Here is a 13,858-nt window from a genome sequence, read left to right as displayed (position 1 = left end):
ATGACACTCAGCGGTTTTGTCGGGAGCCTCTCACCGCTCGCCGTGCGCGTGCAGCGCGTGCTCCGCGTGGGCGGCGGGGCGCGGCGGCCGGCCGACCCGCTGGCCCGGGCCCAGGACCACGAACTGGCCCATCATGCCCTGGTCTTCGTGGTAGAGCATGTGGCAGTGATACATGTACGGCACGTCCGGGTCCGCGTGGTCGGTGAACCTCATGATGAGCCGCATGTCCGTGCCCGGGGGCAGCAGGACCGTGTCCTTGCGGCCGGACAGCCCGGGCGGCGGCTTCCGGCCGTTCACCGAGAGCACCTGGAACTGGACGTCGTGCACATGGAAGCTGTGCAGGGTGCCGTCGCCGCTGCGCACATGCCAGATCTCGGTGGAGTCCAGGCGCACCGGAAAGTCGATGCGCCCCAGGTCCATCTGCTCGCCGTTGATGCGGTGTTCGGCGAGTTCGAACGTGCGCGTACGCGCGGCCGACTCGGCGTGCGGCCGGGGCAGCTCGGCCAGGCGCGCCGGGACGCCGGGCGAGGGTGCGAGGGAGCGGGCCGCCCGCAGTTGCAGCACGTCGAAACGGTCGGATCCACCGTCATGCTGGACGAACCCGCTGCCCGTGGCCGGGTCCTGGCTGCGCAGCACCGCCCGCTCGCCCGGCTCGACGGCGACCACGATCTCGGCACGCTCACCGGGTGAGAGCTGGATCGACTCGGTGGTGTGCGCGGTGGCCAGCAGTCCGCCGTCGGAGGCGATCTGGTGGAACGAACGGTTGTCGGCGAAGCGGAAGTTGTACACCCGGGCGTTGGAGCCGTTCAGCAGCCGCAGCCTGACCCGCTCGGTGGTGACGTCCAGGTAGGGGCCACGCACGCCGTTGACCAACAGCTCGTCGCCGAGGAAGCCGGTGGTGCCGGCCATGTCCTCGTCCGGGGGCATGAAACCGCCCGCGAAGCGCCGGTCCTGCACGATGAGCGGGATGTCATCGACGCCGTACGTGTGGGGCAGCGAGGCGGCCACGGCGTCACCGGGCTCATCGACGAGGAATATCCCGGCCACGCCCCGGTAGAGGTGACGGGCGGTGCTGCCGTGCAGGTGCGGGTGGTACCACAGGGAGGCCGCGGGCTGGTCGATCGTCCAGGTCGGCGACCAGACGGCGCCGGGCGCGATCATCTGATGCGGACCGCCGTCCATCGCGGGCGGCAGATGCATGCCGTGCCAGTGCAGGGACGTCGCCTCGCCCACCTGGTTGCGTACGTTGACCAGCACGCTCTCGCCGCGGCGGGCCCGCAGCGTCGGGCCGAGGAAGCCGCCGTTCACGCCCCAGGTGACCGAGGGGCGGCCGGGGGCGAACTCCGTACGGCCCGCACGGATGGTCAGGTCGAACACCCGCCGCCCCCGGCCGTCGACCCGGGAAGTGGCGAGCGGGGGCGCTTGAAGGCGCCGGGTGAAGACGACCTTCCCCACCGTGTCGACCCTCTTGCCGGCCACGGCCGCCACCAAGCGGGGCACCCCAAGACCAACGGCGGGCAGGAGCACCGCCGAGCCTCCCAGCAGCCGGACCGCCTGCCGACGGGTGCGTGTCATGCCGTCTCACCGCCCCTGGCCTGCATCAGCAACATCACGCTCGCCCCGAACATCAGCACCCCGAGCGGCACATGCACCTCACGTACGTGGGCCGCGCCGAGCGCCGCCTGCAGCGCGGTGAAGACGAGCATGGGCGTGCTTTTGAGGATGAGCCGCGGTGAGCCGCCGCCCGGGCGCCAGGCCAGGACCGCGGCCAGGAGGTTGAGCAGGACGGCCCCCAGCACGGCCTGCGCCATCCCGGCATGCAGGGTCCGGCCGATGGGCACGGAGGCCAGCAGCAGACCGGCGGTGACCGCCTGCGCCAGGATCGCCGCTGACTGCAGGAGGAGCGTGATCCGCATGAACCACGGAACGCGGTGGCGGCCCGCGGCCGACGGGGAGCCGACGGAGTCGGGGGGTGGGGCGAGAGTGCGAGGGGTGGGCATGGGCATGGAGTGGCTCCTGGGTTCTCGGGTGTTCGGCGCGGCGCCTGACCCTGGAAAACTATACTCCGGAAGATAATATTCTAGCGAACTACATTGGCAGGCCCGGCCCGGAACCACTGACAGCAGGGCAGGGGGGGCGGGCGGCGCGGGTTGCCCGCATCGCGCTTGGCAACACCCCTGCGGTTCGCCGAGATTGGAGCCCAGACCACAAGAACACCTGCATAAGGACCCAGAGTTCAGGTTGTTGGACCGCGGTGTAGCTTGACCGTCATGCCGCCCAAGAGTTTCTACGGCCTGGCGTTCGGAGTGTCCCCGGGAGCCGCCCGCAAGGACGCCCACTACATCAGGGGCAGCCTCGACGAGGTGAAGGACGACCTCGCGGATGAACTGTCCGACAGCCTCAACGTGTATCTACTGTGCTGGTACAACCCCACCGCGGAGCTTGCGCTTCACGTGTATCAGCAAGGCACCCGGACGCACTCGATAGCTCTCCACCCCTTTGTCACGGTCTCGGTCGACGGCTACCCGGACATCACCTTTCTCGACTCCGGCGAGCCGACCGGTTACGCCGTCGGTGCGGATGACCCGGCCAAGGTGTCGGTGGTGCTCGCCGATGGAATGTTCTCCGGGGAACTCGACAAGGCGATCAAGGTCACCGTTGACTGGGACGCCATCGAGGTACCGGCGCTGATCGGCGAGGTCGCGACGGACGACGACTATGTGCTGCTCGCCGAGGATCCCGATGACGTCGCCTTTGAGGACGACGGCTGGGAGGACTGCGAGGAGGACGACCTCGACGAGGACGAGCTGGAGGACGCGCTGATCGAGCGGGGAGGCATCCCGTACGGGTTCACCGACCTTGAGTCGTGACTATGACTCGCCGGCTCCGTTCCCGGCGGACGGGCGCCAGGGCGCGACGTAGCCCTCCCGGAGGGGACCACCCAACAGCTCCAGCACGCCGCGGGCCGCGGTGGTCAGCGGCGCCGGGTCGGCACGCTCGGCGAGGGTCAGGTGCCCACGGAGCAGTTCCCGACCGAGGACCGGATCGGCCGCGGTCAGGCGCCGGGGCAGCCACTTGCCGGCCCCGTTCCAGGCGCGGTGATGAGCGGTCAGGAGGTGTGCGGCTTCGTGCAGCGTCCGGTCGGCGATGGCCAGTTGCTCATGCCGGTCACCGCCGGAACCGGTCTCGGCCAAGTCGTCCAGAAGGTCGGTGAGCAGGAAGCGGCCGAACTCGCTCTCGTTCGGGGTAAGGGGTTCGGGCCCGGCAGCGAGCAGGGCCTGGGCCTCGGCACGCCGGGTTTCGACATGGCCATCCGGGTCGTGCAGCAAGACGGACTCCGCGTAAATGAAGAGCGCGGTCGCTCGGCGGCTGGCCCGGGCCGCCGCGAACACCTCCCCCAAGTCCGCGCGGGTGTGCAGGAACACCTCGGCGAGGCGGCCTTCGTGGCGGAACACTTCACGGCGGCTGGTGCCGTCGTCGGGGAGAAGGACAGCGATGTCGAGGTCGCTGCCGGGGGTGGCCCGGCCGGAGGCGCTGGACCCGCCGAGTGCGGCGCCGAGTGCGTCCGGATAGCGAGCGAAGACCAGTCCCCGGGCTTCGTGAGCATACTCGGCGACCGCCCTGGAACCGGTCGCCTCCGGGAAGGTTGTGGGGTCAGGCTGTGGCTGGGCATCCATGGCTGCCATCGTGCCAAGCCGACGGCGAATGTGGGCAGGGTTGACCGCGTGAGCACAGTCGCGTGCCACCTGCCTGCTGATGTCGCCCATGCCTTCGGTTCGTTCGGCCGAACTTTGTGCGGGCGGAGCGGGCCGGCACGTCTCCGTCAGACCACGTCTGGTTCCGGAGTGAGCGGGCGCCTGTCGCGCCCGCCGGGATGCCGCGGGGGTCGTCGACGGACGATGGCCGCAGAGTATACGCCGTACGGACGCGAAGGTCAGCGTCAGCGGCCGAACGCCTTGTACATCACGAACACAACGACCGTGCCCCCGTACGGACTCGGCCCCGACCACCACTCGTCGCACACCGTGTCCACGATCAACAGCCCGCGCCCGTGGGCCTCGTCGGCGGCAGGGCTGCGCAGCCGGACCCCGGCCGGGAGACCGGGGTTGTGCACATGCACCCGAAGCGACTGCCCCACCCGGTACCACTCCACCCGCACCCGCCAGATCCCCTCCGCCGAGCCGTACCTGATCGCATTGGTGACCAGCTCCGAGATCAACAGCACGCAGTCGTCGATCGAGCAATCGAGCTCCTCGTGAGCCGTGAACTTCCTGAACCAGCGGCGGGCCCGCGGCACCGACTCCGGGACGGGGCACAGGACAAGCAATCCGAGCCGCTCAGGATCCTTCTCATCGCCCTGCACATCCACGAAACGCGCCATCGCGCCCTCCCCATGGAGACATCTCTAGACATCCCCAGTTCAGAAGAACATCTCTAGAGATGTCAATCACGCTAAGGCATGACCCGATTGCTCAATCGATCGAACGGAGACCTAGGGTGTCTCTAGAGAGGAACGAAACGTCTCCAGATTCGAACGGAGGACAGCCATTGCCAGCGGGTCAGGGCGACGTCGGACGGCTCAAGTACCAGCGCATCGCCAATGCGCTCAAGGCGGCTATCGCTGCCGGTGAGTACGGGCCGGGTGACCGCCTGCCCGGCGAGAACGAGCTGATGACCACGTACCAGGTGGCTCGCATGACCGCCCGCCAAGCGCTCGGCGTCCTGCAGAGCGAAGGCATCGCCGAAGCCCGCAAGGGCGCCGGGGTCTTCGTACGGACCTTCCGACCACTGCGGCGACGCGGCATTCAGCGGCTCGCCCGTGGCCAGTGGGGAGCGGGGCGGTCGATCTGGTCCGCTGACCTGGATGAGGACCGCGAGCTCACCGTCGACAACATCTCGGTGACCAAGGAGGAAGCCGCGAGCCACATCGCCGATGTGCTGGGGCTTCGCCCCGGCGACCGGGTCTGCACCCGCACCCGCCGCTTCGTCCTCGACGGCAAGCCGGTCCTGCTCGCTACGTCGTACCTGCCCACCGCCCTGGTCGCGGATTCAGCGATCACCCGGGAGAACAGCGGGCCCGGCGGCGTCTACGCACGGCTCGCGGAGCTCGGCCACGCACCAGTGCACTTCCGGGAGGAGATCCGGTCACGCATGCCCAGCGCGACTGAGGCACAGGACCTCCGGCTGTCCAGCGGCACCCCCGTCATCCTGGTCTGCCGCACGGCCTTCGCCGAGAACGGAGCGGCGGTGGAGGTCAATGAGATGGTGCTCGACGCCGCTTCCTACATCCTGGAATACGACTTCGACGCGTGACCGGAGATCGGCGCTCATGTCTCCCGGACGCGGCCGCCGAAGAAGACCTGGGTCTCAGTAAGCCTTCCGTCCCGCACGGTGATCAGCTCGACGTTGCGATAGCGTCCGCCGGTCTTCAGTTCGTACTCGTACAGGAGGAAGACGTCGTCGCCCCCGGTAGGGACCGCTTCCAGGATCTTCTGGTACCGGAGGCGATCGACCGTGGGGAAGCAGCGTTCGAAGAACGCGGCTTTGTCGATGTGGTCGTCCTGCGGACTCGTGAAGACGAAATCCTCGGCGATCAGCCGGTCCGCGGTGTCACGGTCCTGGGCGAGGTAGCTCTCCATGCACGCGCGGACGACGTCGACGTTCGCCATGACTGCTCTTCCTTCCGATCCGGGTCTTTCTCCTGGCCCCCATAAGGGGAGACCGATCCCGCCGCCGGAACTCATCGGCGGGGGCCGCCGGCGTGTGTGAGGATCACGCGGGTGGGGTGCGATGTGTGCGGCCGTGAGATGCGGCAATGGCCGGTGCGGCCGAGCCGGTGGCATGACGAGATCTGGTCCTGCCCGTGGTGTCATGCGATGACGTCCGTGGGCGGGGAGGCGTCCGAGATCGTGCGTCCGCCGTACATGCCGGTGGACATGCGCTGGGAGAGAGCCGCCGCGGACGACCTGCCCGCTGACGTCGCCCATGCCTTCGGTTCGTCCGACAGAACGCTGTGCGGGCTCGAGCGAATCGGCATCTCACCGTCGGACCACCTCTGGTTCCCGGAGCGGGCGGATGCCTGTGACGCCTGCCGGGAGGCCGCGAAGGTCATCGACGAACGCTGGCCGCACAGCATGCGCGGTATCGACGCGAGGGTCGATGTGAGCAAGCGAGATCACTGACGGACGAGGACCGGCCTGCCCGCCCCGGGCAGAACCTAGGCCAAGCCCAGTGACCCGACCAGGTCAAGCATTTCGGCGCGGTGCAGGGCGGCCGGGTTCCCCGCGACGGGGTGGATGTGGCCGTCGATCTCCAGGGCCACCAGGCCATGCATCCGGCCCCAGACGCGCAGCGCGAGCGCCGCCGCGGCGGGGGGCACGTCCGGGAGGTCTGCCTGAATCTTCGCCACGTAGACCGGGTGGAGGTCGGACCAGGAGGTGTCCTCGGGCTGGCGGTGCCGCGCTTGGGGCCATGCGGCGGCCACCAGGCGGGTCAGCTCGCGGCACACACGGCGTGCCGTCCGGTCCACCGGTCCGTCCTCGGGGGGTTGGTAGCCGGGGATGGGGTGGCCGTAGAAGAGCCGGAAGCTCTCCGGGTGAGCCAGCGCCCACTCCCTCAGGGCCTGGCCCCACGCCAGCAGCCTGCCGCCGGGGTCAGTGTCGGGCACGGCGTTGCTGGCGGTCTCCAGCGCCTCCGCGAGCGAGGCGGCGATTTCGCTGATCAGTGCCGTGATCAGGTCGTCCCGGGTGGGGAAGTAGCTGTAGATCGCGCGAGCGGTCATCCTCATCTCACGGGCGATGCCGCGCAGCGAGATCGCTCCGGGCCCGCCGTCTGCCATCTGCCGCAGCGCGATGGCTTTGATCTCCCGGCTCGTCTCCGCCCGCAGCCGCTCCCGGCGGCTCATCACACCCGCAACGCTTTCGCCCTCGTCGATGCCCACCTTGAGCAGGTTACAGGGATGCAATAGTCTCCGCCGTGACATAAGTACACGCCGTGTCCAAAGGAAACGGGGAACCCCATGCCCGCTTACGTCATCGTCAACGCCGATGTGATCGACGAGGAGGCCGGCTGGGCCTACGCCCCCGTGGCCCAGCAGTCCATCCTCGACCACGGCGGCCGTTACCTGGCCGCGGGCCCCACGCCCGAGCCCGTCGAAGGCACCTGGGACTCCTCCCGGTTCCTGGTCATCGAGTTTCCCGACATGGACCGGATCCGGGAGTGGTACGACTCCCCCGAGTACCGGCGGGCCCGGGAGATACGTGAGGGCAAGGTTCGGGTGGGAATGTTGTTCGTCGAGGGCGCGCCGCCCGAGGGCTTCTCTCTCCCTGCCTGACTGTGCTGCTGGTGCGGTGGCCGGACAGGGCCTCGGCGGAGCAGCTCAGTTCAGGGCGGCGAGCAGGCCCACGTGGAAGGGCCTGAGGTCCGCCGTGCGGTCGGTCAGGACCTTTGTGAGCCAGTCGGGGTCGCCGAGCAGGGCGCGGCCGACGGCCGCGAGGTCGAACTCGTCGCGCTCCATCCGGTCGAGCAGTCCTTCGATGCCCGTGACCTCGCCCGGCCGGCCCTGGATCACATCGGTGAACTCGTTGTCGAGGCCGACCGAGCCGACGGAGATCGCGGGCATGCCCAAGAGCTTCTTCGTCCAGCCTGCCAGGTTGAGGTCGGACCCTTCGAACTCGGGCTGGTGGAAACGGCGGGTGGAGCAGTGGAAGGCGTCGACTCCGGCGTCCGCCAGCGGGGCGAGCAGGGTTTCCAACTCTTGCGGCGACCGGGCGAGCCTGGCGTCGTAGGCGCCCATCTTCCACTGTGAGAACCGGAGGGTGATCGGGAATCCCGGGGAGACCGCCCGGCGGACAGCGGCGATGACCTCGGCGGCGAAGCGGGAGCGGGCGACGAGGTTCCCGCCGTAGGCATCGGTACGCCGGTTGGTCCGCTCCCAGAGGAACTGGTCGATGAGATAGCCGTGGCCCGCGTGTATCTCCACGCCGTCGAACCCGATGCGCTGGGCGGACGCGGCAGCCGTGGCGTAGGCCGCGACAACATCGTCGATGTCGGCCTGGGTCATGGCCCGGCCGGACTCCGTACCGTCGACGGCGATGCCGGAGGGGCCCATGGCCGGGGCGGCGGGCACGGGCGGGGTGCCGGGCTTGCGGTCCATGCCCACGTGCCACAGCTGCGACATGATTTTCCCGCCGGCGCTGTGCACCGCGTCCGTCACCCTGGCCCAACCCGCCAGGGCCTGTTCTCCGTGGATACGGGGGACGCGGTCACTGCTGCCCGCCGATTCATGACCGATGTACGTCCCCTCGGTGATGATCAGGCCGACCCCGCCCGCGGCCCGCCGGGCGTAGTACGCCGCCACATCCTCGCCCGGTACGCCACCGGGCGAGAACTCACGGGTCATCGGCGCCATCACGATCCGGTTGACAAGGGTGAGGCCGCCCAGGGTGAAGGGGCGCAGAAGGACGTCCTTGGCGCGTGCGGCGGGGGTGCTGGACATGGCTGGTCTGCTTTCTCTGTCGGGTGCGTGTGACAAGGCTTCAGTCCGCCGTCGCCGGGATCTGCGCGCGGTCCGTTTCCTTGGTGGGCTCGGAGGGCTTGGCGGACGAGTTCCCGCGGACGCACCAGGCGAGGGCGAAGGCGGCCACCGCCAGGACGGCCGTGCCGGCGAGGACGCCGTGCAGGCCGCTGATGAACGCCTCCTGGACGGCGTGGCGCTCGTGGGCGGCCATCCGATCGACCGAGGCCGGGGTCACCTCGCCCGTGGAGGTGAGCTTTTCGGCGGTGCGGGCGCCGAGCCGGTCGGCGAGTTCGGCGGCCATCCGGCCGATGTGCACGGCGCCGAGGGCGGCGACGCCGAGCGAGCCGCCGATCGTGCGCAGCAGGGTGACGGTGCCGGTGGCGGCGCCCATGTCGCGTGGCGGTGCGGTGTTCATCGTGGTGAGCAGCGTGCTCTGCATCAGCATGCCGACGCCGGCGCCGAACACCAGGGGGAGGGCCGAGGCGGCGAACACCGGGGTGCCGGTGTCGAGCAGGAGCAGCAGGAGCACGCCGGTGACGGTGAGGGCGGCACCGGTGATCGGCACCACGCGTTCCAGGCCGTCCCGGTCCATCAGCCTGCCGGTGATGAGCTGCGCCGCCAGCATGCCCATCATCAGGGGCAGGCCTTGCATGCCGCTGACGGTGGAGGAGGATCCCTGCACGAACTGCATGTACTGGGGCAGGTAGCTGGCCACCGAGATCAGCGCGGCGCCGACCAGGAAGCTGAGGGCCTGGGCGAGGGTGAAGTCGCGGCTGCGGAACAGCCGCAGCGGGATGACGGGCTCCTTCGCGCGCCGTTCCACCCGGATGAAGGCGGCGAGGGCCGCGGCGGCCACCGCGCCGAGCAGCACGATCTGCGGCGAGGTCCAGTCGTAGCGGGTGCCGCCCCAGCCGGCCAGCAGGGTGAGCGACAGGATGGCGGCGGTCAGCAGGGCCGTACCGGGGTAGTCGATCCGTCCGCCGGCCCGCGCCCGTGGCAGCCGTACGCCCTTGCCGACGGCGAGCAGCGCGGCGATACCGAAGGGCACATTGACGTAGAAGACCCAGCGCCAGTCCAGGACGTCGGTGATGAATCCGCCGAGCAGCGGCCCGCCGACGAAGGCGACGGGCAGCATCACGCCGATCATCGACTGGACGCGGCCGCGTTCCTGAGCGGGGATCAGTACGCCGATGATGGACATCGCACCGACCATGAGACCGCCGGCCCCGAGGCCCTGGGCGGCGCGGAAGGCGATGAGTTGTCCCATGTTCTGCGCGAGGCCGCACAGGACGGTGCCGATCAGGAAGAGCACCACGGACCAGAGGTAGGCGCCCTTGCGGCCGTAGAGGTCGCCGAGTTTGCCCCAGATCGGGGTGGTCGCGGCCAAGGTGAGCAGGTAGGACGTGACGGCCCAGGAGAAGTGGTCGAGGCCGCCCAGGTCGCCGACGATGGTCGGCAGCGCGACGCCGACGATCTGGCCGTCGAGGGTCGCCAGGAAGATGCCGAGCATCAGGCCGAAGATGCCCAGGTAGGGAGGGTTCTGTCGGGCGGGAGGGGGCGCGTCCCCCGGGTCGCCGGTCATGGCTGCGCTCCCCCGCCTCAGCCGGTGTACGGGCGGGCGGCGCGGGCGTCCCGCAGCGCGAGCCCCCACCAGGTCAGCTGGTCGAGCAGGGACTTGGCCGCGGCGTCGCACTCCGGGTCCAGGGGCTTGCCGTCCGCGTCGAACTTGTCGCCGTAGTTGTGGAAGCTGACCGTGTTGCGGATGGTCACCGCGTGCAGCTCGGCCAGGACGCCCCGCAGGTGCTCGACCGCGCGCAGACCGCCGGAGATGCCGCCATAGGAGACGAAGGCGACCGGCTTGGCGTGCCACTGCGGGTTGTGCCAGTCGATCGCGTTCTTCAGGGCCGCCGGGTAGCTGTGGTTGTACTCCGGCGTGACGATGACGAACGCGTCGGCCGCCGCCAGCCGCGGGGCGACGGCGCCGAGCAGCGCCACGTCCTCGTCGGACGGCTGCTGCCCGAAGGCCGGCATGACGGTCGGGACCGGGGTCTCGACCAGGTCGACAAGGTCCGCCTCCATGTCCTCGCGCTGGGCGATGTGGCCGGCCGTCCATCCGGCCACCACGGGTCCGAAGCGGCCGTCCCGGGTGCTGCCGACGAGGACCGCCACGCGCAGCGGGCCGCCGCTGAGGCCGCCATTGGGGTTGTCGTCGAGGTCGTTCATGGGAGGCTCCCGTTCGCTGTGTACGCCGTATTCTTCGAGATACAACGTACACAGCAGTGTGTACGTTGTCCACTGGGCGATACTCTGTACATCACTCGTGAGAGAAGGAGCTGGCCCCATGCCTCCCCGGAAGAAGCAGGAGACGCAGGCAAAGCTGGAGCAGGGCGAGCCGGAGGCCGCCTTCCTGTGGGAGCGGCTGAACCGCCCGGCTCCCGCCCCGCGCTCCACGCTCACCCCCGAGCGCATCGCCCGGGCCGCGGTGGCGATCGCCGATGCGGAAGGCATCGACGCCGTCACCATGCGCCGCCTCGCGACCGATCTGGGGGTCGCGCCGATGGCGGCGTACCGCTATGTGTCCGGCAAGGGCGAGCTCCTGGAGCTGATGGTCGACCACGTCTACGGCGAGATGACGCCGCCCGAGGGCGCCAAGGACTGGCGGCAGGCCATGCACACGCTCTCCCGGCGCACCAGGGCGGTGCTCCTCCAGCACCGCTGGGTGGCCCGCACGGCGGTGTTCACGCTGACGCCGAACCAAGTGGCCGTGGTCGAAAACGCCCTGGCCTCGCTCGACGAGCTCGATCTGGACGTCGACACGATGATGGCGGTCTGCCGCGCCGTCGACTCCTACGTGAAAGGCGCCGTGGACCGTGAGATCGGCCTCGCGGAGCTGATGCAGGAGCAGGGGTGGGCCAGCGCCGACGAGACGCGCATCGCCCTTGCCCCGCGCATGAACTGGCTGATGAACACCGGCCGGTACCCGACATACGCCCGCTACATCAACGAGGCGACCCGCAAGGACGACGCGGAGTGGCAGTTCGAGATCGGGCTCGATGCCGTCCTCGATGGAATCGCCGCCCGTCTGGGCATCTGAGCCATGAGCGTGCGCGGCCTCAGTCACCGGTATGTCGGGCCCGCCGACCCCGGAGAGACGGCCCCGCCCTTGGTGCAACTCCACGGCGCCGACCGCCGTCTCTCCAGCCGGGTCGCGTGGCGTGACCCGATCGTTGTGGTCGCGCTCAAGGCCCCCAAGGCGCTGGCGACGACCCCCAGGGCAAGCTGGTGCTGCGCGCTTTCGACACCGGGGGGTGAGCCGGGGCCCGGCGCTCCGGGCGGCCGCCGCCCGGAGCGCCCGGAGGCCTACAGCCGCACCGGGTGCCCCGTCTCCCGCAGCGCCTCCTTGACCTGGCCGATGCGCAGATCACCGAAGTGGAAGACGGTGGCCGCGAGCACCGCGTCCGCGCCCGCGGCGATCGCCGGGGAGAAGTCGGCGAGCTTGCCGGCGCCGCCGCTGGCGATGACGGGGACGGTGACGTGCTTACGGACCGCCTCGATCATGGCGGTGTCGTAGCCGTCCTTGGTGCCGTCGGCGTCCATCGAGTTCAGCAGGATCTCCCCCGCCCCCAGCTCGGCGGCGCGGTGGGCCCATTCCACGGCGTCGATGCCGGTGCCGCGGCGGCCGCCGTGGGTGGTGACCTCATAGCCGGACGGGGTGGCCGGTCCCCCGTCGGGAGTAGGCGCGCAGCGGCGTGCGTCGACGGACAGGACGAGAACCTGGCTGCCGAAGCGCTCGGCGATCTCCCGGATCAGCTCGGGGCGGGCGATGGCGGCGGTGTTGACGCCGACCTTGTCGGCGCCGGCCCGCAGCAGCTTGTCGACGTCCTCCACGGTGCGGACGCCGCCGCCCACGGTGAGGGGGATGAAGACCTGCTCCGCGGTGCGGCGCACCACGTCGTACGTGGTCTCGCGGTTGCCGGAGGAGGCCGTGATGTCGAGGAAGGTCAGCTCGTCGGCGCCCTCCTCGCCGTAGATCTTGGCCATCTCGACGGGGTCGCCCGCGTCCCGCAGGTTCTGGAAGTTGACTCCCTTGACGACCCGGCCGTTGTCCACGTCCAGGCAGGGGATGACTCGGACCGCCAGGGTCATGACGCTTGGGCTCCTCGGAATGCTTCTACTTCGACTTCCACCAGGACGCGCGAGTCGACGAAGCCGGACACCACGACGAGGGTCGCGGCGGGGCGTACGGCGTCGAAGAGCTCCTTGTGGGCGCGGCCCACCTCGTCCACATCGCGCGCGTGGGTGAGGTACATGCGGGTACGGATGACCGATTCGACGCCGAGGTCGAACTTCCGCAGCGCGTCCAGCGCGTTGCGGAAGGCGGCCAGGGTCTGTTCGTACGGATCGCCCTCGCCCTGCAGGACCCCGCCCACCAGCGGCATCGTCCCGGCGACCAGGACCCGGTCGCCGGCCGCGACGGCCCTGGCGAAGCCGATGGTCTCTTCCCAGGGGCTGTCCGCCTGGACGCGCCGCACACTCTCGGGTGAGGTCATACGGATACCGCCTCCAACGCCTCTTCCAAGGTGAACGCCTTGGCGTAGAGAGCCTTGCCGACAATGGCGCCCTCCACACCCTCCGGTACCAGGGTCGCAAGGGCACGCAGATCGTCAAGGGAGGAAACGCCGCCGGAGGCGACGACCGGCTTGTCGGTCGCGGCGCAGACGTTCTTCAGCAGCTCCAGGTTGGGTCCCTGGAGGGTGCCGTCCTTGGCGATGTCGGTGACGACATAGCGGGCGCAGCCCTCGGAGTCCAGGCGGGCAAGGGTCTCGTACAGGTCGCCGCCGTCGCGGGTCCAGCCGCGGCCGCGCAGGGTGGTGCCGCGGACATCGAGGCCCACGGCGATGCGGTCCCCGTACTCGGCGATGACCTTGGCGACCCATTCCGGGGACTCCAGCGCGGCGGTGCCGAGGTTGACGCGGGTGCAGCCGGTGGCGAGGGCGGCGGCGAGCGAGGCGTCGTCGCGGATGCCGCCGGAGAGCTCGACCTTGAGGTCCATGGCGTCCGCGACCTCGGCGATCCGCTCGCGGTTGTCGCCGGTGCCGAAGGCCGCGTCCAGGTCCACCAGGTGCAGCCACTCGGCGCCGGCCCGCTGCCAGGCGAGGGCGGCCTCCAGCGGGTCGCCGTAGGACGTCTCGGAGCCGGACTCGCCGTGGACGAGGCGTACGGCCTGGCCGTCGCGGACGTCGACGGCGGGGAGGAGTTCGAGGCGGTGCGTGCTCATGGGAGACCTTACGGTGAGGGCTGCGAAGTGACGGCTACGGGGTAAACGGCTACGGAGTAACG

17 protein-coding genes are annotated in these 13,858 nt (G+C 70.0%); 5 read left to right on the top strand and 12 right to left on the bottom strand.

Annotated elements, in window-relative coordinates; translation table 11 throughout:
- Positions 1-30 precede the first annotated feature (30 nt).
- Together ACWY4P_RS39705 and ACWY4P_RS39700 are read right to left on the bottom strand one after the other, a co-directional pair.
- Positions 31-1,575, bottom strand: a complete 1,545-nt coding sequence (locus ACWY4P_RS39705; RefSeq protein WP_456205469.1) for a multicopper oxidase family protein — start codon at positions 1,573-1,575, stop codon at positions 31-33.
- Entirely contained in the window at positions 1,572-2,000 is a 429-nt protein-coding gene (locus ACWY4P_RS39700) for a hypothetical protein (protein ID WP_456213215.1), read from the bottom strand. Before ACWY4P_RS39700 ends, ACWY4P_RS39705 begins: the two co-directional genes overlap by 4 nt.
- Positions 2,001-2,270: 270 nt before the next feature.
- On the opposite strand from ACWY4P_RS39700, the gene ACWY4P_RS39695 reads away from it, so the two are divergent.
- Positions 2,271-2,870, top strand: a complete 600-nt coding sequence (locus tag ACWY4P_RS39695) for a hypothetical protein (RefSeq protein ID WP_456205467.1) — start codon at positions 2,271-2,273, stop codon at positions 2,868-2,870.
- On the opposite strand, the gene ACWY4P_RS39690 is transcribed toward ACWY4P_RS39695, so the two are convergent.
- Positions 2,871-3,677 (bottom strand): nucleotidyltransferase domain-containing protein, encoded by an 807-nt coding sequence (locus ACWY4P_RS39690; protein WP_456205466.1) that lies wholly within the window; start codon positions 3,675-3,677, stop codon positions 2,871-2,873.
- A gap of 263 nt (positions 3,678-3,940) precedes the next feature.
- Positions 3,941-4,381, bottom strand: coding sequence for an ATP-binding protein (locus ACWY4P_RS39685; RefSeq protein ID WP_456205465.1), 441 nt, complete (start codon positions 4,379-4,381; stop codon positions 3,941-3,943).
- A gap of 167 nt (positions 4,382-4,548) precedes the next feature.
- Between ACWY4P_RS39685 and ACWY4P_RS39680 the strand changes: the two genes are divergently transcribed.
- Entirely contained in the window at positions 4,549-5,313 is a 765-nt protein-coding gene (locus tag ACWY4P_RS39680) for a GntR family transcriptional regulator (protein WP_456205464.1), read from the top strand.
- 14 nt (positions 5,314-5,327) lie between these two features.
- On the opposite strand, the gene ACWY4P_RS39675 is transcribed toward ACWY4P_RS39680, so the two are convergent.
- Positions 5,328-5,669 carry a nuclear transport factor 2 family protein gene (locus ACWY4P_RS39675; RefSeq protein WP_456205463.1) on the bottom strand — a complete coding sequence of 114 codons (342 nt, stop codon included), beginning with the start codon at positions 5,667-5,669 and terminating at the stop codon, positions 5,328-5,330.
- 207 nt (positions 5,670-5,876) lie between these two features.
- On the opposite strand from ACWY4P_RS39675, the gene ACWY4P_RS39670 reads away from it, so the two are divergent.
- The gene (locus ACWY4P_RS39670; protein ID WP_456205462.1) at positions 5,877-6,182 is read left to right on the top strand and encodes a hypothetical protein; all 306 of its coding nucleotides are present in this window, start codon (positions 5,877-5,879) and stop codon (positions 6,180-6,182) included.
- A gap of 35 nt (positions 6,183-6,217) precedes the next feature.
- Here the strand turns inward: ACWY4P_RS39670 and ACWY4P_RS39665 are convergent, their stop codons facing one another.
- Entirely contained in the window at positions 6,218-6,940 is a 723-nt protein-coding gene (locus ACWY4P_RS39665) for a TetR/AcrR family transcriptional regulator (RefSeq protein WP_456205461.1), read from the bottom strand.
- A gap of 78 nt (positions 6,941-7,018) precedes the next feature.
- On the opposite strand from ACWY4P_RS39665, the gene ACWY4P_RS39660 reads away from it, so the two are divergent.
- Complete coding sequence (locus ACWY4P_RS39660) at positions 7,019-7,333, top strand: DUF1330 domain-containing protein (RefSeq protein WP_456205460.1); 315 nt, start codon at positions 7,019-7,021, stop codon at positions 7,331-7,333.
- A 45-nt stretch (positions 7,334-7,378) separates the two neighbouring features.
- On the opposite strand, the gene ACWY4P_RS39655 is transcribed toward ACWY4P_RS39660, so the two are convergent.
- The 3 genes from ACWY4P_RS39655 to ACWY4P_RS39645 are packed head-to-tail and all read right to left on the bottom strand — an operon-like array spanning position 7,379 to position 10,741.
- The gene (locus ACWY4P_RS39655) at positions 7,379-8,497 is read right to left on the bottom strand and encodes an NADH:flavin oxidoreductase (protein WP_456205459.1); all 1,119 of its coding nucleotides are present in this window, start codon (positions 8,495-8,497) and stop codon (positions 7,379-7,381) included.
- Between the two features lie 40 nt (positions 8,498-8,537).
- Entirely contained in the window at positions 8,538-10,100 is a 1,563-nt protein-coding gene (locus ACWY4P_RS39650; protein ID WP_456205458.1) for an MDR family MFS transporter, read from the bottom strand.
- Between the two features lie 17 nt (positions 10,101-10,117).
- Positions 10,118-10,741, bottom strand: coding sequence for an NADPH-dependent FMN reductase (locus ACWY4P_RS39645; RefSeq protein WP_456205457.1), 624 nt, complete (start codon positions 10,739-10,741; stop codon positions 10,118-10,120).
- 118 nt (positions 10,742-10,859) lie between these two features.
- Here ACWY4P_RS39645 and ACWY4P_RS39640 point away from each other — a divergent pair, with 118 nt between their 5' ends.
- Positions 10,860-11,612 carry a TetR/AcrR family transcriptional regulator gene (locus ACWY4P_RS39640; RefSeq protein ID WP_456205456.1) on the top strand — a complete coding sequence of 251 codons (753 nt, stop codon included), beginning with the start codon at positions 10,860-10,862 and terminating at the stop codon, positions 11,610-11,612.
- A 266-nt stretch (positions 11,613-11,878) separates the two neighbouring features.
- Here the strand turns inward: ACWY4P_RS39640 and hisF are convergent, their stop codons facing one another.
- The 3 genes from hisF to priA are packed head-to-tail and all read right to left on the bottom strand — an operon-like array spanning position 11,879 to position 13,796.
- Positions 11,879-12,664 carry an imidazole glycerol phosphate synthase subunit HisF gene (hisF, locus tag ACWY4P_RS39635; RefSeq protein WP_456205455.1) on the bottom strand — a complete coding sequence of 262 codons (786 nt, stop codon included), beginning with the start codon at positions 12,662-12,664 and terminating at the stop codon, positions 11,879-11,881.
- Positions 12,661-13,068, bottom strand: coding sequence for a RidA family protein (locus tag ACWY4P_RS39630; protein ID WP_456205453.1), 408 nt, complete (start codon positions 13,066-13,068; stop codon positions 12,661-12,663). Before ACWY4P_RS39630 ends, hisF begins: the two co-directional genes overlap by 4 nt.
- The gene (gene priA / locus ACWY4P_RS39625) at positions 13,065-13,796 is read right to left on the bottom strand and encodes a bifunctional 1-(5-phosphoribosyl)-5-((5-phosphoribosylamino)methylideneamino)imidazole-4-carboxamide isomerase/phosphoribosylanthranilate isomerase PriA (RefSeq protein WP_456205452.1); all 732 of its coding nucleotides are present in this window, start codon (positions 13,794-13,796) and stop codon (positions 13,065-13,067) included. Before priA ends, ACWY4P_RS39630 begins: the two co-directional genes overlap by 4 nt.
- Between the last annotated feature and the right edge of the window lie 62 nt (positions 13,797-13,858).

Source organism: Streptomyces sp. LZ34 (assembly GCF_053890475.1).
This window is presented reverse-complemented; position numbering and strand designations above follow the sequence as displayed.

Bases quoted from the DNA above. Each gene is read 5' to 3' on its own strand.
- ACWY4P_RS39630 (WP_456205453.1), bottom strand. From the start codon at position 13,068: ATGACCTCACCCGAGAGTGTGCGGCGCGTCCAGGCGGACAGCCCCTGG.
- ACWY4P_RS39660 (WP_456205460.1), top strand. From the start codon at position 7,019: ATGCCCGCTTACGTCATCGTCAACGCCGATGTGATCGACGAGGAGGCC.
- ACWY4P_RS39670 (WP_456205462.1), top strand. From the start codon at position 5,877: ATGACGTCCGTGGGCGGGGAGGCGTCCGAGATCGTGCGTCCGCCGTAC.
- ACWY4P_RS39640 (WP_456205456.1), top strand. From the start codon at position 10,860: ATGCCTCCCCGGAAGAAGCAGGAGACGCAGGCAAAGCTGGAGCAGGGC.
- hisF (WP_456205455.1), bottom strand. From the start codon at position 12,664: ATGACCCTGGCGGTCCGAGTCATCCCCTGCCTGGACGTGGACAACGGC.
- ACWY4P_RS39650 (WP_456205458.1), bottom strand. From the start codon at position 10,100: ATGACCGGCGACCCGGGGGACGCGCCCCCTCCCGCCCGACAGAACCCT.
- ACWY4P_RS39690 (WP_456205466.1), bottom strand. From the start codon at position 3,677: ATGGATGCCCAGCCACAGCCTGACCCCACAACCTTCCCGGAGGCGACC.
- ACWY4P_RS39700 (WP_456213215.1), bottom strand. From the start codon at position 2,000: ATGCCCACCCCTCGCACTCTCGCCCCACCCCCCGACTCCGTCGGCTCC.
- priA (WP_456205452.1), bottom strand. From the start codon at position 13,796: ATGAGCACGCACCGCCTCGAACTCCTCCCCGCCGTCGACGTCCGCGAC.
- ACWY4P_RS39695 (WP_456205467.1), top strand. From the start codon at position 2,271: ATGCCGCCCAAGAGTTTCTACGGCCTGGCGTTCGGAGTGTCCCCGGGA.
- ACWY4P_RS39645 (WP_456205457.1), bottom strand. From the start codon at position 10,741: ATGAACGACCTCGACGACAACCCCAATGGCGGCCTCAGCGGCGGCCCG.
- ACWY4P_RS39675 (WP_456205463.1), bottom strand. From the start codon at position 5,669: ATGGCGAACGTCGACGTCGTCCGCGCGTGCATGGAGAGCTACCTCGCC.
- ACWY4P_RS39685 (WP_456205465.1), bottom strand. From the start codon at position 4,381: ATGGCGCGTTTCGTGGATGTGCAGGGCGATGAGAAGGATCCTGAGCGG.
- ACWY4P_RS39655 (WP_456205459.1), bottom strand. From the start codon at position 8,497: ATGTCCAGCACCCCCGCCGCACGCGCCAAGGACGTCCTTCTGCGCCCC.
- ACWY4P_RS39705 (WP_456205469.1), bottom strand. From the start codon at position 1,575: ATGACACGCACCCGTCGGCAGGCGGTCCGGCTGCTGGGAGGCTCGGCG.